Consider the following 20,980-nt stretch of genomic DNA (forward strand, 5'->3'; position numbering starts at 1 on the left):
GGCGCGCCTGCGCGCAGGCCGCGGGTCAGGTCGCCAGGTTCAGCGCGGCACGCCTGCACGCAGGCCGCGGGTCAGGTCACCAGGTTCGGGCGAGCAAGTGCGTGAACAGCGGCTCCAGTTGCTGTACAGCCGGGGACGTCAGCGGTGTGTCGCGCAGGGCGCAGAGGGCGGTGTCCAGGTGGCGGCGCGCCTCGTCGCGGGTTGCCGACCGGCCGCCGGCCTTCTCCACCAGCGCTGCGACGTGGGCGGCCTCGTCGTCGTCCATCCGCCCGGTGGACGTGAGGAACGCCGCGAGTTCGTGTGCGGCCTCGTTTCCTCCGGCCAGAGCCGAGAGGACCGGGTACGTTTTCTTGCCCCGGAGCAGGTCCGCGTGGACGGGCTTGCCGGTCACGGCCGGGTTGCCCCAGATGCCGAGGATGTCGTCCACCGCCTGGAAGGCGAGGCCGAGATGGCGCCCGGCCCGGTCGAGCGCGGTCACGGTGTGGTCGGGGGCGCCGCCCAGGATCGCGCCGAGCGCGAGCGCGCAGCCCAGCAGAGCGCCCGTCTTCTGGTCGGCCATCGAACGGTACTCGTCCGGGCTCACCGCTCCGGGCCCGTACCACGGACGGTCCTCGAAGCGCAGGTCCTGCGCCTGGCCGGTCACCAGTGTGTTCAGAATCCTGCAGAGGCACCGGACCGCGGCTCCCGTGTGCCGGCTCCGGGCCTCGGCCAGGGTCGACACGGCCTGGGCGAGGAGCGCGTCGCCGGCGAGAACGGCCGGGCCCGTGCCGTACGCCTTCCAGACCGCCGGACGCTGCCGGCGCAGTGCGTCGGCGTCCATGATGTCGTCGTGGAGCAGCGAGAAGGTGTGGACGAGTTCGACGGCCACGGCTCCCGGGACGGCGTCGGCGCCGTCGGCTCCGACGGCCTCTGCTCCGAGCACGGCCAGGGCCTGCCGCACTCCCTTGCCCTCTGATCCGCCCGGGGCCGGCGTCCCTGACGTGTCGGACCAGCCCAGTGCGTACGCCGCCATCTCACCGGTCCAGGGGTGCAACCTTCCCACCGCCTCCGTCAGCGCCGGCCGGACCAGTGCGCGGCAACGGTCCAGGACGGCGGACGGCGAGGGGTGGTGAGCGCGGGGCGGGCTCATCAGCGCGGCGCCCGCGGGACCGGCGGCGGACGACCCGGCAGGTGCGCCTACGCGTGCACGGGCCGGCGACGACGGCTTCGGCAGGGCGTTCATCGCAGCCCCTCCACGTCCGCCGCCCGCAGGGCCTCCGCCCCGACCGTCGGCAGCACCGGCTCCGCCGCCCCCGCCCCCTCATCGGCCTGGTCCGGTAGCGGCCCGACCCCGAGCTCGGCCGCGGCCTTGTCCACCATGTCCCGGGCGTGCCGCAGTCCGATCCGGTCCAGCGTCGAGCGCAGTTCGGCCAGTTCCGCGGCGGTGTGCGCGGCCTCGCGGCCCAGGCGGGCCTCGGCCTTCACCAGACCCAGCCTGGACAGTGCCGTCCCGCGCGGCTCCTCCATCTCGCGGAACTCTTCCAGCGCCTGCGCGTACAGCTCGCGGGCCTGCTCGTAACGGCCGGCCCGGTACAGGACGTTGCCCCGCATCTTGTGGTTGTACGCGAGCGCGCTGGAGAGGCGTATCTCCCGGCAGGCCTCCTCCGCCTGCGAGAGCAGCGACAGAGCGCGGTCCACGTCCCCGTCGCGTACGGACACGACGTCGGCGATGCCCCGCAGGGCCCACGCCCAGCCGCGCCGGTCCTCGGCACGCGACGCCGTCTCGGCCGCCTCCTCGAACAGGGCCAGGGCCTTGTCGTACGAGCCCGTGTTGCGGTGCATCTGCGCGATGCCCTCCAGCGCCCACACCGTGTGCCGGGCCTCGCCGCGGCGGCGGGCCTCGGCGAGCAGCTGCTCGTGGAGCCGGCCCACGGCCTCGTAATCGCCCTGTATGCGCCCGGTCTCAGCGAGCCCCGCCAGCGAGTAGCCCCGCACGACGACGTCCCCGCCCCGCTCGCCCGCCTCGGCCGCGAGCCGCAGGAGCCGGTACGCCAGCCGGAACGCACCGCGCTGCCGGGCCAGCGTGCCGCCACTCCACAGCGCCCACGCCATCGCCCCCTCGTGGCCGGCCGAACGCGCCGCCCGATAGCTCGCCTTCCACGCCCGGTCGGCCTCCGCGATCCGCCCGAGCCTGCGGCACGCCTCCGCCACGGCCAGCCCGCACCGCGCCATCTCCCGCAGGTCCCCGGCCCGTTCCGCCGCCCGGAGTTCCTCGATGCCCCGGGCGAGCACCTCGGGCAGCGAGGCGTTCACCGACAGCGACCCGAGCGTTCCCTGATACTCCGGCGCGGACGCCTTCGCCCGCCTCGCCTCACGCACCTGACCTGCCATCACAACCTCCTCCCGTCGGCCCGACGATCAAGCCGACGCGAGGGTGGAGACGGTGTCGGCGGTGCCGGGTTCCGTATCGGCCGGAAAGTCCATCTGCGTATGGGCGGCGGGTCATCCTCAAGTGCTACGCGGCCGACGGAAGGTCCTCAACGAGACGGACCCCAGGACCTGGTGACGTGGCACCGTCCGCTCGGCCGGAGCCCTCCTCGCCGTCCCCGCCCTCGCCACTGTCCTGGGCGGCAGGCTCTCCGACCGGCTCGGCGGACGCCACCGGACGGTCGTCGTCGTCCCCGGCATGGCCGTCGCCGCCGTCGCGCTGCTCCTGATGGCGAGCTCGCAGTCCGTCCCCGGCTTCGTCGTCTTCGGCACCCTCGCCGTCTTCGCGGCCTCCATGGCGTACATGCCGATCTTCGCTGTCCCGCCGGCCGGACTCGCTCCGGAGCATGTGGGCGTGGGCAGCGCCGTCGTCATCCTCGGCGGCCAGGTCGCCGGGATGATCACGCCGCCCGTCATGGGCCCGCTCGCCGACGCCTTCTCCTCCCAGGTCGCCTTCGGCTTCCTGGTGCTCGGCGCGGTGATCGCCGCCGCCACGGCCTGTCTGACCCCGCAGGACGCGGACGCCTCCCGTGCCGCCGCCGACCGCGCGCCCGCCCCCTCACTCACCGCAAAGGAAACCGCATGACCCCCGACGCGACCGTCCACCCGCTGCGCGCCGACATGGACGCCTTGCCCGTCAAGGAGGAGACGGCACTGCCGTACGCGTCCACCGCCACCGGCCTCGCAGACGGCGGTCGTCACCGTGGGCCCGCTGCACGCCGGGACGGAGGAGAACGTCATCCCGGACACCGCCGAGCTGCGCGTCACCATCCGCTCGACCACCCCCGCCGTACGCGAGCGGGTGCCCGCTGCCGTCGAGCGCATCGTCCGCGCGGAGGCCGCGGCCTCCGGCGCGCCCAAGGATCCCGAGTTCGCCCCCGTCCCCGGCCCGACGATCCCCATCGGCGTGACCGCCCTGCTCACGGCGGCCGGGGCGTGGCTGGGGACGGGAGGAGGGAGGGAGAAGGGGGCCGACGAGTCCTGAGGGCGCGGGCGATCCCAGGGTGGCCGCCCCGGTCAGTGCTCTGCCGTCGCCGGTCAATGTTCCTTGTCGGAGTGGTTTTGGACGGGGTGGAGGGTTCTACGCGCGTCGGAATCAGCGCCTCCATATGGGAAGGCACGATCCGGAACAGGCCAGATTGGAGCTATCCCCACACCTGTCCGCCAAAGGGCCGTTCAGGCCCCTGACCGGGGGAGAATCCCGTCGCACTGTCCAGAAATTTCAAAGGAAAGATCCGTGCGACCGAGACTTTTCGGCCTGACCGCCTCCGTGGCCGCGTTCGGACTGCTGGGCTCCCTCGTCACCGCGTGTGGCGCGTCCGGGAGCGGCGGGACGACGCTGCGCCTGGTGGCTCCCGAGTACGGCGACAGTCCGGGCACCAGCTCCAAGGCATACTGGGACAAACTGACCGCCGCGTTCACCGCTGCCCACCCCGGCACAAAGATCGAAGTGACGCTCTATCCGTGGGCCGACGTCGACCGTGAGGTGACGCGCATGGTCCAGGAGAACAAGGCCCCGGATGTGGCCTTGATGGGTGCCTACTCCGACTTCGCCGCACAGGGCCGCCTCTACGCGGCCGACGACGTGTTGTCGATCAGCTCGGAGGCCAATTTCCTGCCGCCGCTCGCGGACGCGGGCTCGATCCACTACACCCTCTACGGTCTGCCGTTCGTCGCCAGCAGCCGCCTGCTGTTCTACAACAAGGACCTGTTCGACAAGGCCGGGGCGAAGCCGCCGAAGACCTGGTCGGACCTCAAGGACGCGGCCGAGGCACTGAAGAAGGAGGGCGTGCTCTACCCGTACGCGCTGCCGCTCGGGCCCGAGGAGGCGCACGCCGAAGCCCTGATCTGGGAAGTGAGCAACGGCGGCGGGTACACCGACACCACCGGCGCCTACAGCATCGCGTCCGAGCGCAACACGCAGACCTTCCGCTGGCTCAAGGACAACCTCGTCACGCCGGGACTGACCGGCCCCGTCCCGCCGGCCGAGCTCAACCGGCAGGACGCCTTCGCCGCCTTCCTGCGCGGTGACGTCGGCATGGTCAACGGCTACCCCTCCCTCCTCCACGAGGCGCGCGCGAAGGGCATGAAGGTCGGCACCCTGACCATGCCGGTCTCGGACACCCTGAGCGACGGGGAGACACCGCCGTCGGTGGGCGTCGCCGACTGGATGATGGCCTTCAAGCACGACGACAACCGCGAACTGGTCGGGGCCTTCCTCGACTTCGTCTACGAGGACAAGAACCTCACCGAGTTCGCCGGGCGCTACCACCTCCTGCCCTCGACGGTGACCGCCACCCAGAACTCGCAGAACGGGGGAACCGACCCGAGCACCGAGCAGTTCCTGACCGCGCTGCGCAGCGCCGAGCTCTACCCCGTCAACGAACCGTCCTGGCTGAAGGTCAGCAACACCATCAAGCGCAACATCGGCAAGGCCGTCGAGCCCACCGCCGACCCCAAGGCCGTGCTGGAGGACATCGCCCAGCAGGCCCGCGACGCGGCGCAGCAGAAGTAGCCCCCGGAGTCTCGGACAACGACCGCGTCCTCTCACCTTCCGTCCCACCGGACACTTCTTCCGTCGCTCGCGACGTGCCCACAAGGCACGCGGGGCGACGACTCTCCCGGCACCGGCCGCCGTCCACCGGCCACCGGGCAGTCGGCTACGGCGCGGGGGTGGGTTCACGGCTCATGGCACGGTTTCGATGATGAAGAGCTGGGAGTCCGTGCCCTTGCAGGGTTCGGCGACGGCTTCCGTACCCGCTGCGGTGCTCGCCGCCCTGATGCCCAGACAGGTCCCGTCGGCGATCTGGATCAGATAGGTCTGGCCAACGGTCTCCTCGGACGTTCCGGCCTGTTGGGACGCGCCGGTCCCGGACGCGCCAGACCGGGTGGGGACGAATCGGAAGGAAGTAGTCCGCTCGCATGCCTCCCACGGTTCGAGCAGGCCCTTGCCGGGCCCGGACGTGAGGGCCTTCAGGCAGCCCTTTCCCTGGTCAGGGCGGTACCAGGAGATGCGGTAGGCGTCCTTGCCCGCCGGATCCAGGGTGGTGGTCTGTGGCGCCGTCTCATTGCAGGGGCGCTGCACGGCGACAAGGGAGCCGTACCGTCCGTCCGGTACCTGCCCGTCAGTGACGCACAGGCCCGGGGAGCTGAGCGGCCGAAGCAGGACGTGCCCGTGCGGCGGCCGCACGGACGTCGACCCGGAGATGGACGTGGACACGGATCCGGCCGGGTCCGCCGGCTTCCCCGAGCCGCCGGAGCCCCACAGGGACCAGGTGACGCCGATGATCAGTGCGACGGCGAGGAGTGACACGGCGGCGACGCGCGTACGGCGGGCGCCCTTCAGCCGCCGCAGCGAGCCCCGTTCCGTCACGGCAGACAGACTGCCCGTCGAGTGCCCCACGCTTCCTGAGGCCCCTGAGCCCGGTACCTGCGCCTGCGCCTCGGCCGCGGCTTCGGCGGCCCGCTGCCGGGCGGCCAGCCAGTCGTCCACGTAATCGCCCTCCCCGCACGCGCGCACGAACGCCGCCAGCAGCTCTTGCCGTGGCACCGAGCCGTGGCGCAGCACGTCGGCCAGCGTGCTGCGCGGCAGAAGCTCGCCATGCCGGGCGGCGCGCTCCTCGAGCTGCCGGTACGTCAGCCGGGAGCGCGCCTTGAGCTCGCGCAGTTCCGCGTTCAGGTCCGCCGCGGTCCCCAACTCCTGCAAGGCGAGCGCTCTCTGGTCCATGAGGCCCATGGTTGTTGTGGGCCTGTCATGGATCAAAACCCTTTCCGGACAACGTGCACCGGACGCTATCGCGCCTTCGGCGAGGTGTATCCGAGGACCCTGCCCGCCGTGGCGGACTGCGTCTTCTTGTAGGTGAGCTGTTCGAGCGAGGTGTTGCCCTCCACCGAGTTGTAGACCTTCCGGGAGGAGTTGTACGAGGTCACCACACCGACGTGGTCGGCCCGGCCGTCGCCGTTGTTGTCGTAGGACACGACGTCACCGGGCTTCGGCTTGTACCTGCCCGCCACCACCTGCCCCTTGGCGTGCCAGGTCCCGTTGGACCTGCCGTACGTACGGAAGGAGTCGGCGGCCGCGCTCAGACCGGTGACGTCGGCCTTGCCCCAGTACCAGGTGTACTTGGCGAAATCCGCGCACCAGGCACGCGAGGTCCACTTGACCGTCGTCCACGTCTTCTTCCAGGCGCCGTCGACCTTGACGTACATGTAGCCCTTGCTGCTCCCACAAGCCTGGTGGTTGTTGATCGTCCCGGTTCGCGGGGCGCTCGTGTGGTCCCAGCGGAGGTTGGCCCGGGCCGTCCAGAAGCCGGTGTAGAAGTTGCAGTTGTTCCGCTCGCTGTCGCCGTCGCGGGCGTCGCCCTCGTACTTCCGCTTCTGCACCTCGGCGTTGCCGCTCGTGTACTGGCCCAGCGCCTGCTGGGCAATCAGGCTCCCCGGTGCGGCCGCCGCCCGCGCCGGGCCGGCCGCCGCTTGCGCCGGGCCGGCCATGACGAGGCTCCCCAGGCTCAAGGCCAGAGCGGCCCCCGCGACGACCGTGGTCTTCGCCGTCTTCATCGCAGACATCTCTTGCTTCCTTCCGTCCATCGGTGCCGGGCCCGAGACGGGTTCCGGCTGACAGACCGAAAGGCTGGCCGGGCTGTTCAGAGCGAACAATGGATGGACGCGTCCGGGACGCGTCCGGGACATCACTGACGTGTCCGGCCTGGTCAGAGACTTGTCCGGGCCACGGATGACGAGGCGGCAGCGGGGGCAACCGCGGGCCGGCGCCGGTTCCGAGGGGATCGCGCCGGGCCGAGCGACAGCGCGAGGGCGCGGGCGGAAGCAAGCCCGCGGAAACTACTCACCCGTTTTATGGGTGTCGAGACCACGCCGCTGGCTCCGTCCTCGGTATACCGGTGGATTCAAAGGAGCCGCGCAACGCCAGGGGAGAACCGTCATGACGCTTCAGCGGATGGACAACGTCGGCATCATCGTCGAAGACCTCGACGCCGCCGTCGCCTTCTTCACCGAACTGGGCATGGAGGTCGAAGGCAGGGCGCAGATCGAGGGCCTCTTCGCGGACCAGGCCGTCGGACTCGACAATGTCCGCAGCGACATGGCGATGATGCGGACCCCGGACGGCCACGGCAAGCTGGAGCTCGCGCAGTACCACAACCCCGCGGCGATCCGCGACGGATCGCACAACCCGCCGCCGAACACACTGGGCCTGCACCGGGTGATGTTCGCCGTCGACGACATCGACGACACCATCGCCCGCCTCCGCTCCCATGGTGCCGAACTCCTCGGGGAGGTAGCGCAGTACAAGGACATCTATCGCCTCTGCTACCTCCGCGGCCCCTCAGGCATCATCGTCGCCCTGGCCGAACAGATCGGCTGACGGACGCTTGAGGGCACCGACGACGAACGCCCGCCGCGTCGCACGACACGTATCGACCCAGGCCGAGAAACAGCGTCGACACCGACGTGCCCAAGTCGGTCACGCAGCCGATGCCGCACCGACTCAAGCATCAGGGCCTCAGCAGTCCACCCACCCACCAGTCGTGCGGCTTGCCGTCGTTGGCGATGCCACGATTGCGCAGAGTCCCTTCGACAGTGAAGCCGAGTTTCTCGGCGACGGCACGCGACCCTGCGTTCCCGGCCATGGCCCACCATTCGATGCGGTGCACGTCGAGGGTGGCCCAGCCCCAGTCGCACAGCGCCCGCGCCGCCTCCACCGAGAAGCCCTGGGCGCGCTGTTCCTTGACCGCCCAGTAGCCGAGTTCCCAGACGCCACGACTGATGAGGGTCAGGCAGTACGAGCCGACCAGGGCGCCGGTGTCCTTGCGGAACGCGCCGAGCGTGTAGTCCTTGTCCTCGGCCCACTGGGCGGGCAGCGTCTCGCCGACGAGCTTCTCCGCGTCCGCGCGACGGAACGGCACCGGCACCGGCGTATAGAACTGGATGTCTTCGTCCTGGCAGGCTTCGTGGACCGCATCCACGTCGGCAGAGGTGAAGGCTCGCAGCAGCAGACGGTCGGTCTCCATCGTCACCGGGTCCATTGCGGCAGTATGACCAGCATCCGCGAGCAACGACGAGCGAATATCGCCCGAGAACCCTGGGTGGCCCGGGTAACCCCTTACGGGACGTGGTGCTGACCGGCCTGACGAACAGCGTCGAGCGGGTGCCCCGGTGGTCGCCGGGCGACGACGAGACCGCCAGGGCCGAGGAGCTCATCGGGCTGCTCGGGCTCGGCGACCGGCGCGAAGCGCGCTGGCCGGTGCTGTCCCAGGGACAGCGCACCGCGCCCTCATCGCCCGCTCCCTGATGCCCAGACCGCGACTGCTCCTGCTCGACGAGCCCGCGACCGGCCTGGACATCGCGGGCAGAGAGCAGCTCATCGACCGTCTGGACCTGCTCGCCCACAGCCGTCCCCGGCTGGCTTCCGTGCTCGTCACCCATCACTTGGAGGAGCTTCCGCCCGGGACGACTCACGCGATGCTGCTGCGTGACGGCCGTTGCCTGGCGGCCGGACCGGCCGAGGAGGTCCTGACCGGCGACCAGGTCAGCGCCTGTTTCGACCATCCGGTCCGGCTCACCCGGGTCGACGGACGATGGAGCGTACGGACGAGGCACCCCGCCGCGAGGTAAGGGAAGGCCGGGCCGGCCGGCTGACGGGTCGGGCCGCGCAGGTGGTCGGGGCGGCCCGCACAAGTGGTCTTTTTGGGCGAGTGCGGCCCCGGCCGCGTCCGCTCGTACCGAGAGCTCGAGCTCGTTCACGTTGTCACCACTGCGGCGGCGGCTGGGTCGCCGACGTCAACGCGGTATCCGCTTGCCCGAAGGGGCAACAGCGGCTGCCTCGGTGAACGCTCGCCTGGGACTGCCGCCTCGCACCACGCCGGGCCCACGCTGGAGGTTGGCGCGGACTCCGGGCAGCGAGGGGCTTCGTATGCGAGAGGCGGCTCACGAGCAGAAGGAACCGGAGCGCTCGCCGGAACACCGGGTCCGGCCGGACGGCGACCAGGTGGCCGAGTCTCCGGCGACGACGCGACCGGCGCCGGCGGTACGGCCACTCAGCGCGCGTACCGCCCAGCTCATCCAGGCCGGTGCGGGCAACCGCGCCCTGGCCGGGATGATCGCTCAGCGACGCGCCGCAGAAAAACCGGCCACCGAAGCCAAGCCCCCGGCCGCCGAACCCCAAGAGCTGGCACCTCCGGCCCGTCCTCCGCTGGACAGCCTCCTCGTGGCCGAGCCCCCTGAACCGTCGGACCCCACCGCGACGGTGCAGCGTTATGCGCGTCCGCCCGCAGCCTCAACTCCCAAGTTCAACGCCCTCAAGTCCGATGTCCGAGGGAAGCAGAAGGCCCTGGCCGCGCACCCCCCGCCCGCGTCGAAGGCCGACGCCGCCCAGGCCGCCGCCAAGCCGCCCGCCGACGACAAGGAGGCTCAGGGCAAAGCCGCCAACGCGGAGAAGATGAACGCCGCCCAACCCGGCACCTTCGACAAGGCCGCGTTCATCGCCGCGGTCAACAAAGCGATCGCGGAACAAGCGCCCAAGAACCTCGACGAGGCGGACAAGTTCGGCAGCTCCGGTAAGGCCGACGCCGTCAAGGGCCAGGTCCAAGGCCAGGTCGGTCAAGGCAAGGAGCAGTCAGCCAGGCAGATCGAGACCACCACCAAGGCCGCGCCGGACACCAGCCAGGCCAAGGAGAAGCCGGTCACCCCGCTCGCCCAGGAGCCCGCCCCGGTGAACCCGGGCACCCCCGACCCGGCCAACGCGGTCCCGGACAAGGCTCCGCCGGCGGCGACCGACCTCTCGGCGGGGCCGAAGCAGGTCGACCAGCAGATGGCCGACGCCCAGGTCACCGAAGACCAACTCGCCAGGTCCAACGAGCCCGAGTTCACCGGCGCGCTCAAGGAGAAGAAGGCCGGTGAACAGCACGCCGCCACCGCGCCCGGGCAGATCCGGGCGGCGGAGAACCAGACCTTGACCCAGGCAAAAGCAGGGGCGCAGGCCGGTGCGGCCTCCTCGATCGAGGCGATGCGCGGGCAGAAGTCCGCCGCCAACGCGGCGGTAGCGAAGGGCCAGCAGGGCGCGCAGGGCAAGGACGAGCAGCAGCGCGCGCAGGTCACGGCGAAGTTGCAGGCGGTGTTCGACGCCACTCAGAAGGACGTCGAGTCCATCCTCACCGGGTTGGACAAGAAAGTCGACGACGCCTTCACAAGCGGGGAGAAGGCGGCCCGGGACGCGTTCACCGCTGAGCACAAGCGGCGGATGGACGAGTACAAGCACAAACGCTATTCCGGGTTCACGGGCAAGCTGCGATGGGTGAAGGACAAGTTCGCCGGTCTGCCGGACGAGGCGAACCAGATCTTCGTGACTGCCCGGCAGGGCTATGTGGCCCGGATGCAGAACGTCATCTCGACCGTGGCGGACGTGATCGGCGGGGAGCTGACCCGGGCGAAGCAGCGCATCGCGAGCGGCCGTCAGCAGTTGCAGGCCGAAGTGCAGAAACTCCCGGCCGACCTGCAGGCCATCGGCAAACAGGCGGCGGGTGAATTCGCCGGAAAGTTCGACGAGCTGACCGCCAACGTCGACGCCAAAGGCCAGGAACTGGTGCAGACACTGGCCACCAAATACAACGAGGCGCTCAAGAGCGTCGACGCGGAGATCGAGGCGGAGAAGGAGAAGAACAAGGGTCTGATCGCCAAGGCCGTCAACGCGGTCAAGGGCGTCATCGACACCATCCTCAAACTCAAAGACCTGCTGCTCGGGGTCCTCGCCAAGGCCGCACACGCGGTGACGGCGATCCTGAAGGACCCGGTCGGGTTCCTCGGCCACCTCGTCACAGCCGTCGGCGCCGGGTTGAGAGCGTTCCTCGCCAACATCGGCACCCATCTCAAGAAGGGGCTGATCGGCTGGCTGCTCGGCAGCATGGCCAACGCCGGTATCCAGCTGCCCGACAAGTTCGACCTGCGCGGCATCCTGTCCATGATCGCCTCACTGCTCGGCCTGACCTGGTCCGCGATCCGCGGCCGGATCGTCCAGCGCGGGATCCCGGAACAGGCCATGGCCGCCGTCGAGGCCGGTGTCCCGCTCGTGGCCAAGCTGCAGTCGCAGGGCGTGGCCGGAGTCACGGAGGAGATCAAGGAACAGGTCGGCGACCTCAAGGAAAACCTGCTCGGCAAGATCTCCGAATATCTGATCCCCACGGTGCTGATCGCCGGTATCACGTGGATCATCAGCCTGTTGAACCCGGCATCGGCGTTCATCAAGGCCTGCAAGATGATCATTGACATCGTCACGTTCATCATCGACCGCGGCGCCCAGATCATCGAATTCGTCAACGCCGTCCTCGACGCCGTCATCGCCATCGCCGGCGGAGGCGCCGGCGGCGTCCCCGCCCTCATCGAGGGTGCCCTGGCCAAGTCCATCCCGGTCCTGATCGGCGCCCTCGCCGCGATCCTCGGCATCGGCGGCATCGCCAACAAGGTGAAGAGCTTCTTCCAGGCCCTGTCCAAGCCGGTGATGAAGGCCGTCGACTGGATCGTCGGGAAGATCGTCGCGGTGGGCAAGAAGGTCTGGGCGAAGCTCAAGTCCAAGCTCAAGGGGGACAAGGGCGCCAAGGGCGAAAAGGGTGCCAAGGGTGACAAGAGCACGGCCGGGCCGGACCAAAAGCAGCCGGGCGAAGGCCACACCCTGAAACCGGACTGGGAAACGGTCAACTTCTCCGCGGACGGGCACGCGCACCGGCTCTTCGTCGTGGCCTCCGGCGGCAAGGCCACGCTCATGGTCGCCAGCACGGAACAGCCGGTCGTGGGCTATCTCAAACGCGTCATCGCCGACGAGAAGACCAGCCCCGAGGTCAAGCAGAAGGCTCAGACCGCGCTCCAGCTGGCGACAACCGCCGGTGGTCAGGCGAACGAGATCGCGAAGCTCGCCGTGCACGTGCCTGAGAAGGGGGAAGCGGCGGCCAAGCAGAAGATGTCCGAGGAGCAGGCAGAGCTCTCCGGAGAACAAAGGCAGCTTGCCGACTTGCTCAAGGACATCTTCGAACAGAAGAACTCCATCGAGCCCTGGCTCGGCAAGCCCGTGGCCAATGTACCGAAGGGACTGCTCGGCTACGACGTACGGCCGGACAGCGGAACGTTCCTGTTCGGGCAGAGCTACTCGTTCCTGCAGATTCAACGCGCGGGCGGGTTCGGATCGGCCGACGAGCGCAGCTTCCCGATGGTGCACGTCGACCCGAACGAACTGGTGCAGAAGGGCGCGGGCATCCTGCGGGCCGACATGGAGGTGATCAAGGCGTACCGCGCCGCGATCGCCACCCACCAGAACAAGCTGAAGCTCGACGAAGCGCCGGATCTCGAGGGCAATCCCGACGGCCTCGCCAACCAGCTGGAGAACGGCGCCAACAAGCAACGGCCGTTCAACATGGGCATCCGCAAGCAGATGGAAGCCATCGTGAACTTCCTTCAGAAGGGCGGAGATCTCACCGGCGTCGAGGTGAAGGTCGGGAAGAAGCGCATCGACTACACGGCCCGGATGACCACCGACGGCCGGACGCAACACGTCATGATCGAGTACAAGCACGTGACCGGCAAGCTCAGCACCGAACGCCGGGCCGAGTTGGTGACCAAATTGACGGCCCAGCTCACCGGTCAAATAGAAGGCGGTCGTGGAAAATACACCACGCACATCATCGACTGGCCTGAGTTCGGCGGCCTCGACACGCGTTCGCAGGCAGCGTTCCGTGAGGTCATCGAGGACGCGAAGGAGGTGGGTGCGAAGATGGGCATCGAGGTGAGATGGAACGGGTGACGGCCATGGATGATGCGTACGCCGCGGGCAGCGAGCTGGTCCTTCGGATGGAGGCGTCCGATGACACCGAGAGCACCGTGCTGCGCAGAGCCGTTGCCGCGCTGGGCCGGTTCGCCGGCGAAGACCTTCAGCCGAAAGGTGCCCGGAGCACGCGCTTCCTCAACGGGGAGGGAGAGGCCATGACGGTCGCCCTCACGCATCCTGCTCACTCGGCACTCAACTCCTGGGTTCAAGTGAGTCTCGGCGATTTCGAGCCGGATGGCATCGGCTCGGTCTTCATGACCGTCCACCTGGACGAGCCCGGGGACGTCCTCCAGCTGGAATGGGAGATGGCCGTCGCCCTGACCACACAGCTCGTGGCAGGCCTCAGCCCGGGCCTGGTGCATCTCACGGCGTGGCATCTTGACGGTCACGGGCAGATCTATCCGTCCACGCGCCTCCGGCCCGGCTCCAACCTGCCGGAAGAGTTCGGACCGTGGACCTATGTCTCCGGCGCCTCCGGCAAGGGGCTGACCGATCAGGTTCGCCATCGACTCGCGGCCCTTCCCGCGTACGCTTCCCAGCCGCTCGGGGACGGCTGGCTGGTGAGAGCCGTCGAGAATCCCGCTGCCGAGCCGACCGAACAGTTCCTGGACGCGCTGAAGGCACTGGACACCGAACCGATCACCTACCGAGCGGCTCGTCTCGCGGCCGCTTGAACGGGTTGGAGCCGTGCCGGGAGCCTGCCAGGGCGGACTGGCAGCTCTCGACTGCGGAGGCCGGACGCCGTACTCGCTATGTGATCACCGCGTATCGGAAGAACGGCAGACCAGAGCTCTCAACCAGCGCGGCTGAGGCGCCCTGCCGGCACCGCCTCCTGCAGACGACCCGCCCGCCGAATGAGGCCACGAACGCCGACAGCAAGCGCCCAGAACAGGAGAGGAAGAGCGGCGACCCGTTCCATACCTCCCATGCCCAGACCGAGGTAGTGGTGGGAGAGGAACAGCCCGAAGGCCGTGAGCGCGGTGACTCCCAGCAGGCCGCTGCCCCACCGCAGGGCGGTCGGTACGTGTTCCGCCAGGCCGAACCCGGCCACCACGAGACCGATGTTGCCCGCTGCCATGATGAAGAGGGCGCCCAGGACATGCTGGTTCTCGTTGACATCCGCCGGAGCCAGCCCGGCCAAGACGAATCCCACGCCGGCACCGGCGAGCAGCAGACGGGCCACGGCAGCGGCCCGTCCCCTGCGCCAAAGGGCACCACCGGTCAGGGCGACACCGACAACGAGCAGCACTCCCAGGGCGACGAACGAAACATTCATCAGACCGTGCTCGGGTGAACAGATATAGCGCGGCTCAGGATCTGGCTGCAGAGCGCAGTGAGCGTTGCCCAAGTCGCTGATGTTGTTCCCCGCCCAGCTGTACGGTCTGGCCCAAGCCGACTCGGCAATCCCGTGGATGACGAAGAACTGCACCACGCCCACGATCCAAGCCGAGTACCCGATCCGGACTCTCACCTGTCCACCTTCCGCCACGCGAACAACGTGCGGACAGCCCATCATGCGGCGCCGGACTCAGGCACTCCGACAAGCCCCCTGGAACAGGGTGGGGCAGACCCCCCTTGGAACAGGGTGGGGCAGACCCTACTGCGGCCGGCCGGGCCCCGCCGGCACCCCGCTCGGGGACCGCCCCCTGCTCGGGGCGGCCCCGCGCCGTCGAACCGCCGGTCAGCCGGCCTGGCCGGTGGGCATGATGGTGACCTGCTGGAGGTTCACCCGCGGCGGCAGTGTGGCGATGAAGCCGACGGTCTCTGCGATGTCCTGCGCCGTGAGCCACTCCATGGTCTGCCTGGAGCCGTTCAGCCAGTCCCGGGCGCCCTGGTCGGTCACGTGGCTCTGCAGCTCGGTGCCGACGATGCCCGGTTCGATCGCCGAGACGCGCACGTTCTTCGCGCCGAGCTCGGCCCGGAGGTGTCGGGAGAGGTGGGTGACGTACGCCTTCGTGCCGGAGTAGACCGCGAAGTTCGGGAAGATGTTCTGCGCGGCGATCGAAGAGGTGTTGATCAGGTCGGCCACACCGCGCTCGGCGGCGGTCTTGACCAGCTGCGGGGTAAAGGCGCCGATCGCGTTCATCAGACCGGTGATGTTCAGGTCGATCTGGTGCTTCCACTGGTCCGTCGCCAGTTCCTCGATCGGAGCGGGCAGCATGACGCCGGCGTTGTTCAGGAGCAGGTCCGCGCCGCCGAACTCGGCTGCCACCCGGTCGGCGGCGCGCTGCACAGCGGCGGCGTCGGTCACGTCAGCAGCGATCGCCACCGCGCCGCCGCCGTTCTTCTCGACACGGGCGACGAGGTCGGCCAGCCGGTCGGCGCGCCGCGCCAGGACGACGACGCGGGCACCCAGGGACGCCAGTTGCTCGGCGGACGCCTCGCCGATGCCACTGGAGGCGCCGGTGACGACCGCGACGCGACCGGCCAGGGGCTGGGGCATGGTGTGCGTGGACATGTTGCGTACCTTCCAAGGGATGGGGGAGGGGATCGCGGCCGGCTCTGTCAGCCGCACATCCAGCACACCACCCGGACGAGCCCCTCAGGACGCCATGACTGGCCCTGCCCGAACAGGTACCCGCAGGGCCACCCTGGAGCGGACACGGCATCGCTGACGTGTTCACACTGGAGCCATGGACCGCACCAAGGAAATCTCCGGCTTCCTGCGCTCACGGCGCGCGCGCATCACCCCGGAAGAGGCCGGGCTGCCCTCTGACGGACGGGTCCGCCGCGTTCCCGGCCTGCGCAGGGACGAGGCGGCCCGCTTGGCCGGCGTCAGTACCGAGTACTACACGCGTATGGAGCAAGGGCGGGCGGGCAACCCCTCCACCGAGGTCGTGGAAGCGATCGCCCGCGCGCTACGACTGGACGAGACCGAACGCGAACACCTCACCGACCTTCTGCGGTCCGGCACCGGCGCCCAGACCGCGCGCCGCGCGCCGGCCAGGGCCCAGCGGGTCCGGCCGGGCCTGCACCTGATGCTGGAGACCCTCAACCACGTACCGGCCTTCATCCTGGGCCGGCGCACCGACGTGCTGGCCTCCAACCGGCTCGCCAGGGCCGTACTCACCGACTTCGACGCCCTGCCCGCCACCCGCCGCAACCTGGCACGCTACTACCTCCTCGACCCCCTGGCCCGCGAGCGCGTGGGCGACTGGGAACGCATCGCCTCGGAGACCGTGGCCATCCTCCGGCTGGAAGCAGGCCGCCACCCCGACGACCGGCAGCTGGCCGACCTCGTCGGCGAACTCACCCTGCGGTGCGCCGAGTTCACCGCCTGGTGGAACGACCACCGGGTACTGCGCCGCACCCACGGCGCCAAGCACTACCACCACCCCCTCGTCGGAGACCTGCACTTCTCCTACGAGTCCTTCCAGGCCCCCGGCGACCCGGAACAGACCCTGTGCGTCTACAACGTCGAACCAGACTCCGAAACCGCCCAGGCCCTGCAGATCCTGGCCAGCTGGAACGCCCCCGAGACCACGGCACCCGCCACCCCGCGCCCCAGCTGACACCACCCCCCATCCGTCCGACCGCGAAAGGGTCGCCGCGCCGCGCTGCCAGGCCCGACTCCTGGGCGCTCAGCTTCCTGACGTACTCCAGGCCGTGGAAGAGGTTGTCCGGACTTCGTGGTGGTGCACGCGGTCAGGCGTCAGTCCTGGGGCACCGAGACGTATGCCTCCTTGGGCGTGGTGGTCGGTGTGTAACGGGACGCGGTGGGCGCGGTCGGGATCAGGTCGCGGTGGACCACCTTGGCCACGGCCTGGATCGTGTTGACCCCGTAGCTCATGGTGCTGTTCCCGTCGGTGAGTACGGAGATGGTGTAGTCGTGGCCGCCGCCCTGGAACGTGCCGATGCTGTGTACCCGCCAGCCACGGGTGGCGCGCTGCAGCCAGCCGTTCTTGACGTGCACGGACACGGAGGAGGGCGCGCCGGCGGGGGTTCCCCACCGCTGCGAGGTGATGACGTGCCCCATGAGCTTGAGGATGTAGGCGCGGGAGTTGTCGCTCAGGACATTGTTCTTGGCGGTGATCAGTGAGAGCAGCCGCTGCTCGTCGGTGATGTTGATCTGGGTGAGTCCCCAGTAGCCGCCGGAGCCCGGCACCGTCCGCGTCATGCCGGCGGCCGTCAGGAAGCCCTTCACCTTGGTGACGCCGAGCTGGTTCCACAGGGAGGTGGTGGCCGCGTTGTCGGACTTGGTGATCATGGCGGTGGCGAGGTCGGACTCGCGCGAGGTCAGGTACCGGTTGGTCTTCTTGGCGTCCCACAGGAGCGTGGCGAGGACGGTCACCTTCACGACGCTGGCAGAGTCGTACGAGGTCGTGGCGCGCAGGGTGCAGGTGGTGTTCGTGGTGCGGTCGCGCAGGCCGACGGCGACGGTACCGCTGCGCGTGGCGAGGGCTGCGGTGATGTCCCTCTGAAGCTTGGCCGCGAGCCCGGCCTTGCCGGACGTGCAGCTGACCTGCGGCGCGGTAGCGGCGGAAGCAGGCGCCGCGCCCGCGACGACGGGCACGAGCATCCCGGCAGCAGCCACGGCCGGAAGCACGCGGGCGCGCAGGGATATGTGGTGAGTCATGTGGGTCCCCCCTGGAAACGAAACGAACACGCCTACGGCGCATTCGCCTTGCATGACTCTTGAGCGTGCGGATGGTTGTACGAATCCAGCGGATCCGAGGGATCGGGCGCCCCGCGGGCGAGATGCCGCCGCGAAAGGCGAGGCCGCAGGAGCGGTCGTCGGCGGGCCGCGGATGGCGAGTGCGTGACCGCGCGATGCGCGAACGAGGCAACAACGGGGGCGGCCGGCACGAAGGGTTCACCTGGAACCAGGCGCCTCGATACATCAGCACCCGCGACTGGCACCAGGCCGCGCGACCATCACGTCACGTGAGACGAGCTCTCAACCTTGCTTGGTGCGGCCGACCTGGCGGCCTGCTCGATCTTCGCGCGGTAGGCGGCCCGGGCTTCCTCGTCGATCGGCTTCTCGTGTTCGGCGCGCAACCCGGTCCGGCCGTCGAGGCCCTCGCGCAGGATGTCGGCGTGCCCGGCATGCCGGACGGACTCGCTGAGGACGTGGACCATGACGGCGAACAGGTTCGTGTTGGGACAGGGCTCCGGCCACCACGGCACGTGGCCGGGGGCGTCGAGGGCCAGCTCGTTGATCGTCGCGTCCGAGTGTTCCCAGGTGCGCCGGTAGAACGCGATGATCTGGTCGCGTGTCTCGTCCTCGGCTGCCCACTGATCGCTGCCGTCGGAGTCCTGCCACCGGGGCAACGGTTCCGGAGAAGGACGGTCGAAGACCTCGCCGAAGTACCTGGCCTCGACGGTCGCCAGGTGCTTGACCAGGCCGAGGAGGTTGGTCCCGGTCGCCGTCAAAGGTCGGCGAACGTCGTATTCGGACAAGCCGTCGAGTTTCCAGAGCAGCGCCTCACGGTCCCGCCGCAGTCTCCCGTGCAGGTTGCCCTTCGCGAATTCATCGATCATGCGTCATGAGCCTGCCATGGGCCGCTCGTGGTCTCAAGATCCATCCCGTACCTGGTCCGCAACGACCGGCAGAGCCGGGGGCCCGGCCAGGCCGCCACACTCACGGCTACGAGAAGCTCACGAAGCTTGCCACGTGAGACAACCTCTCGGAGGGTGTCTCATCGCCGTAGCTCGCTGGGTGAGGTCGTCCAGGAGGCGCGTGATCCCTGCTTCCGCATCCGGCGCATCGGCATTCACGTTCCGTGCTCACGCATGTCCCTGCGTTCCTCATCGGTCCATTTGCGTGTGTCGCGCGGCTCGACATAGGGCTCTTGGTCTCTGGGGTGGCCCCCGATGATGGCGCGCTCGCGAGCCATCTCGGCGTCGAATTCCAGGCCGAGCAGGATGGCCAGGTTCGTGATCCAGAGCCAGACCAAGAAGATGATCACTCCGGCGAGGGTTCCGTAGGTCTTGTTGTAGGAGGCGAAGTTCGCCACGTAGAACGCGAAACCCGCGGAGGCGATCATCCAGATCACCAGCGCCAGGAAGCTGCCCGGCGTGATCCACTTGAAGCCGCGGCCCCGTGCGTTGGGAGAGGCCCAGTACAGAATCGCGATCATGAAGGTGACCAGCACGACCAGGACCGGCCATTTGGCGATCGACCACACCGTCAAGGCTGTGTCTCCGACGCCCAGGGCCGTACCGAGCTGCCGGGCGAGAGGGCCTGTGAACACCACGAGCAGCGCGCTGATGCAGGCCAGGAGCATCAGCACCAGCGTGAGGACCAGTCGCAGCGGCGTGATCTTCCAGACCGGGCGGCCCTCGGGAATGTCGTAGACGGCGTTCGAGGTGCGAATGAACGCGGCCACATAACCCGAGGCCGACCACAGAGCCACCACCAGGCCGACGATGGCCGTCACGGTGCTCGTGCCGCCGGAGGACTGCAGCTGGGTCACCGCATGGGTGATGATGTCGCGGGCCGCAGCTGGGGTGAGCTTCGTGAGATTGTCCAAGACCTTCCGCGTCGCTGAATCCCCCGCGATGCCCAGCAGTGAGACCAGAAGCAGCAGGGCAGGAAACAGCGCCAGGATCCCGTAGTACGTCAGCGCCGCCGCCCGGTCGGCCAGCTCGTCGGCCCTGAACTCCTTCACCGTCCGCTTCAGCACCGCCCCCCAGGACCGCTTGCTCATATCCGTGGGCTCATCCGGCGTATCGCGCCGCTTCACCTGCGGATCAGACCCCGCTCCGTCCCCAGGCCTGTCGTCCACTTCACGGCCGGCGCCGGGGTGCCGCTGCTCGTGCTGGTTCTGGTCATCTGGCTGACGCTGCCATATCGGTGCCATGCCGTACGAGTAACCGCAAATGGCGCCGATGAACATCGGGACGGACGCAGCGATCACAGCGATGCGGTCGTTCGCCGATGCCGCCAGTCGGCAGGCCCTGACCGGGCCATTCGGACGGTTCTGGGACAGGTGCGAACATCAGCCTGGCGTCGCTCACGCACGGGAAGCCGAAAGCGTGCGTTCGCGCGAGTTCGAAAAGGTCACCGACAGCCAGGGCGGCCATGGCGCCGAATCACGTCGACCGAATCGACTCGCCGGCGGCCTGGGCGGCGCCGTGTCGCTCGGCCTGCCGACGCCGAGAGCGGACCTGCAAGGGGTGATCACGCCGCGGACAGGGAAGAAGCGGGAAGCACGACAGGCGGCTCGGCCGAACGCCGCTATGGCGGCGGTCGGCCCAGACCTGTGCGATGGCACGCTGACGTCGGCGCGACCCACACGGCACGGTTGTCCATGCGTGCCTCAGGCGGTTGGGTCCCACAGCCCGCCAGCCTCGCCTCGAGCGAGGTGCTCGGCATAGACGCCGACCTTCCAGGCGATGACGGAACGGCACTCCTCCAGCGCCTGGATCTGTGCGTCGACGCGCTGTCGGTGGGCGTCGAGCAGTCGCAGGCGTTCCGCCTCGTTGCCGGGGCCGTGCCGCACCAGTTCGGCGAACCGCTTGAGGTCGGAGAGCGGCATGCCGGATTCCCGGAGCTGGACGCAGATCAGCAGCCAGTCCACGTTGAAGGCGGTGTACTGCCGTCGGCCGCCCGCCGTGCGGTGGACCGGTCCGACCAGCAGGCCCTCGCGCTCGTAGAAGCGCAGGGCGTGCACGCTGAGTCCGGTCCGCTCGGCCACCTCACCGATGCTCAGTGGCTGCCCAGGGGCCTCGGCGGTCGGCATGCCA

At 69.3% G+C, this 20,980-nt stretch carries 17 protein-coding genes and 2 pseudogenes; 8 read left to right on the forward strand and 11 right to left on the reverse strand.

The features are described from left to right. Positions 1-76: 76 nt before the first annotated feature. Positions 77-1,129, reverse strand: a complete 1,053-nt coding sequence (locus ACIRSU_RS12535; RefSeq protein WP_403791303.1) for a polyprenyl synthetase family protein — start codon at positions 1,127-1,129, stop codon at positions 77-79. 89 nt (positions 1,130-1,218) lie between these two features. Then, positions 1,219-2,370, reverse strand: coding sequence for a tetratricopeptide repeat protein (locus tag ACIRSU_RS12540; RefSeq protein ID WP_403791305.1), 1,152 nt, complete (start codon positions 2,368-2,370; stop codon positions 1,219-1,221). 214 nt (positions 2,371-2,584) lie between these two features. On the opposite strand from ACIRSU_RS12540, the pseudogene ACIRSU_RS12545 reads away from it, so the two are divergent. From ACIRSU_RS12545 to ACIRSU_RS12555, 3 genes and pseudogenes are all read left to right on the forward strand, one after another. Then, a pseudogene (locus ACIRSU_RS12545) lies at positions 2,585-3,052 on the forward strand (MFS transporter); the annotation flags it as partial. A gap of 117 nt (positions 3,053-3,169) precedes the next feature. Beyond that, positions 3,170-3,451: a peptidase dimerization domain-containing protein gene (locus tag ACIRSU_RS12550; RefSeq protein WP_403791306.1), complete on the forward strand. Its 282-nt coding sequence runs from the start codon at positions 3,170-3,172 to the stop codon at positions 3,449-3,451. A 252-nt stretch (positions 3,452-3,703) separates the two neighbouring features. Next, on the forward strand, positions 3,704-4,981 hold the full coding sequence (locus ACIRSU_RS12555; protein ID WP_403791308.1) for an extracellular solute-binding protein: 1,278 nt from the start codon (positions 3,704-3,706) through the stop codon (positions 4,979-4,981). Between the two features lie 171 nt (positions 4,982-5,152). Here ACIRSU_RS12555 and ACIRSU_RS12560 read toward each other — a convergent pair whose 3' ends face one another. Together ACIRSU_RS12560 and ACIRSU_RS12565 are read right to left on the reverse strand one after the other, a co-directional pair. Continuing rightward, positions 5,153-6,193 (reverse strand): RICIN domain-containing protein, encoded by a 1,041-nt coding sequence (locus tag ACIRSU_RS12560; RefSeq protein WP_403791310.1) that lies wholly within the window; start codon positions 6,191-6,193, stop codon positions 5,153-5,155. Between the two features lie 65 nt (positions 6,194-6,258). Continuing rightward, positions 6,259-7,032: a CHAP domain-containing protein gene (locus ACIRSU_RS12565; RefSeq protein WP_403791312.1), complete on the reverse strand. Its 774-nt coding sequence runs from the start codon at positions 7,030-7,032 to the stop codon at positions 6,259-6,261. 373 nt (positions 7,033-7,405) lie between these two features. On the opposite strand from ACIRSU_RS12565, the gene ACIRSU_RS12570 reads away from it, so the two are divergent. Further along, entirely contained in the window at positions 7,406-7,846 is a 441-nt protein-coding gene (locus ACIRSU_RS12570; protein WP_403791314.1) for a VOC family protein, read from the forward strand. A gap of 130 nt (positions 7,847-7,976) precedes the next feature. Here the strand turns inward: ACIRSU_RS12570 and ACIRSU_RS12575 are convergent, their stop codons facing one another. Beyond that, complete coding sequence (locus ACIRSU_RS12575; protein ID WP_403791316.1) at positions 7,977-8,507, reverse strand: GNAT family N-acetyltransferase; 531 nt, start codon at positions 8,505-8,507, stop codon at positions 7,977-7,979. Between the two features lie 77 nt (positions 8,508-8,584). Between ACIRSU_RS12575 and ACIRSU_RS12580 the strand changes: the two are divergent. The 3 genes and pseudogenes from ACIRSU_RS12580 to ACIRSU_RS12590 all read left to right on the forward strand — a co-directional run. Beyond that, positions 8,585-9,096 (forward strand): annotated as a pseudogene (locus ACIRSU_RS12580) (ATP-binding cassette domain-containing protein); the annotation flags it as partial. Between the two features lie 298 nt (positions 9,097-9,394). Further along, the gene (locus ACIRSU_RS12585; RefSeq protein WP_403791318.1) at positions 9,395-13,267 is read left to right on the forward strand and encodes a hypothetical protein; all 3,873 of its coding nucleotides are present in this window, start codon (positions 9,395-9,397) and stop codon (positions 13,265-13,267) included. After that, positions 13,255-13,965, forward strand: a complete 711-nt coding sequence (locus tag ACIRSU_RS12590; RefSeq protein ID WP_403791320.1) for a hypothetical protein — start codon at positions 13,255-13,257, stop codon at positions 13,963-13,965. Before ACIRSU_RS12585 ends, ACIRSU_RS12590 begins: the two co-directional genes overlap by 13 nt. 119 nt (positions 13,966-14,084) lie before the next feature. Here ACIRSU_RS12590 and ACIRSU_RS12595 read toward each other — a convergent pair whose 3' ends face one another. Next, on the reverse strand, positions 14,085-14,723 hold the full coding sequence (locus ACIRSU_RS12595) for a DUF998 domain-containing protein (protein ID WP_403791322.1): 639 nt from the start codon (positions 14,721-14,723) through the stop codon (positions 14,085-14,087). 249 nt (positions 14,724-14,972) lie between these two features. Then, entirely contained in the window at positions 14,973-15,749 is a 777-nt protein-coding gene (locus ACIRSU_RS12600) for an SDR family oxidoreductase (protein WP_403791324.1), read from the reverse strand. A 175-nt stretch (positions 15,750-15,924) separates the two neighbouring features. Here ACIRSU_RS12600 and ACIRSU_RS12605 point away from each other — a divergent pair, with 175 nt between their 5' ends. Continuing rightward, entirely contained in the window at positions 15,925-16,803 is an 879-nt protein-coding gene (locus ACIRSU_RS12605; protein ID WP_403791326.1) for a helix-turn-helix transcriptional regulator, read from the forward strand. A 140-nt stretch (positions 16,804-16,943) separates the two neighbouring features. Here ACIRSU_RS12605 and ACIRSU_RS12610 read toward each other — a convergent pair whose 3' ends face one another. From ACIRSU_RS12610 to ACIRSU_RS12625, 4 genes are all read right to left on the reverse strand, one after another. Next, positions 16,944-17,867: a serine hydrolase gene (locus tag ACIRSU_RS12610; protein ID WP_403791328.1), complete on the reverse strand. Its 924-nt coding sequence runs from the start codon at positions 17,865-17,867 to the stop codon at positions 16,944-16,946. Between the two features lie 299 nt (positions 17,868-18,166). Then, positions 18,167-18,772, reverse strand: coding sequence for a DinB family protein (locus tag ACIRSU_RS12615; RefSeq protein ID WP_403791330.1), 606 nt, complete (start codon positions 18,770-18,772; stop codon positions 18,167-18,169). Positions 18,773-19,005: 233 nt separating this feature from the next. Further along, positions 19,006-20,094: a YihY/virulence factor BrkB family protein gene (locus tag ACIRSU_RS12620; RefSeq protein WP_403791503.1), complete on the reverse strand. Its 1,089-nt coding sequence runs from the start codon at positions 20,092-20,094 to the stop codon at positions 19,006-19,008. Positions 20,095-20,553: 459 nt separating this feature from the next. Then, entirely contained in the window at positions 20,554-20,976 is a 423-nt protein-coding gene (locus ACIRSU_RS12625) for a MerR family transcriptional regulator (RefSeq protein WP_403791332.1), read from the reverse strand. Between the last annotated feature and the right edge of the window lie 4 nt (positions 20,977-20,980).

It is taken from the genome of Streptomyces sp. NPDC101160 (assembly GCF_044768205.1).
Classification (GTDB): domain Bacteria; phylum Actinomycetota; class Actinomycetes; order Streptomycetales; family Streptomycetaceae; genus Streptomyces.

Coding starts and splice junctions, on each gene's coding strand:
- ACIRSU_RS12610 (WP_403791328.1), bottom strand. CDS start 17,867: ATGACTCACCACATATCCCTGCGCGCCCGCGTGCTTCCGGCCGTGGCT.
- ACIRSU_RS12615 (WP_403791330.1), bottom strand. CDS start 18,772: ATGATCGATGAATTCGCGAAGGGCAACCTGCACGGGAGACTGCGGCGG.
- ACIRSU_RS12575 (WP_403791316.1), bottom strand. CDS start 8,507: ATGGACCCGGTGACGATGGAGACCGACCGTCTGCTGCTGCGAGCCTTC.
- ACIRSU_RS12565 (WP_403791312.1), bottom strand. CDS start 7,032: ATGTCTGCGATGAAGACGGCGAAGACCACGGTCGTCGCGGGGGCCGCT.
- ACIRSU_RS12585 (WP_403791318.1), top strand. CDS start 9,395: ATGCGAGAGGCGGCTCACGAGCAGAAGGAACCGGAGCGCTCGCCGGAA.
- ACIRSU_RS12600 (WP_403791324.1), bottom strand. CDS start 15,749: ATGTCCACGCACACCATGCCCCAGCCCCTGGCCGGTCGCGTCGCGGTC.
- ACIRSU_RS12620 (WP_403791503.1), bottom strand. CDS start 20,094: ATGGCACCGATATGGCAGCGTCAGCCAGATGACCAGAACCAGCACGAG.
- ACIRSU_RS12605 (WP_403791326.1), top strand. CDS start 15,925: ATGGACCGCACCAAGGAAATCTCCGGCTTCCTGCGCTCACGGCGCGCG.
- ACIRSU_RS12570 (WP_403791314.1), top strand. CDS start 7,406: ATGACGCTTCAGCGGATGGACAACGTCGGCATCATCGTCGAAGACCTC.
- ACIRSU_RS12625 (WP_403791332.1), bottom strand. CDS start 20,976: ATGCCGACCGCCGAGGCCCCTGGGCAGCCACTGAGCATCGGTGAGGTG.
- ACIRSU_RS12535 (WP_403791303.1), bottom strand. CDS start 1,129: ATGAGCCCGCCCCGCGCTCACCACCCCTCGCCGTCCGCCGTCCTGGAC.
- ACIRSU_RS12540 (WP_403791305.1), bottom strand. CDS start 2,370: ATGGCAGGTCAGGTGCGTGAGGCGAGGCGGGCGAAGGCGTCCGCGCCG.
- ACIRSU_RS12590 (WP_403791320.1), top strand. CDS start 13,255: ATGGAACGGGTGACGGCCATGGATGATGCGTACGCCGCGGGCAGCGAG.
- ACIRSU_RS12560 (WP_403791310.1), bottom strand. CDS start 6,193: ATGGACCAGAGAGCGCTCGCCTTGCAGGAGTTGGGGACCGCGGCGGAC.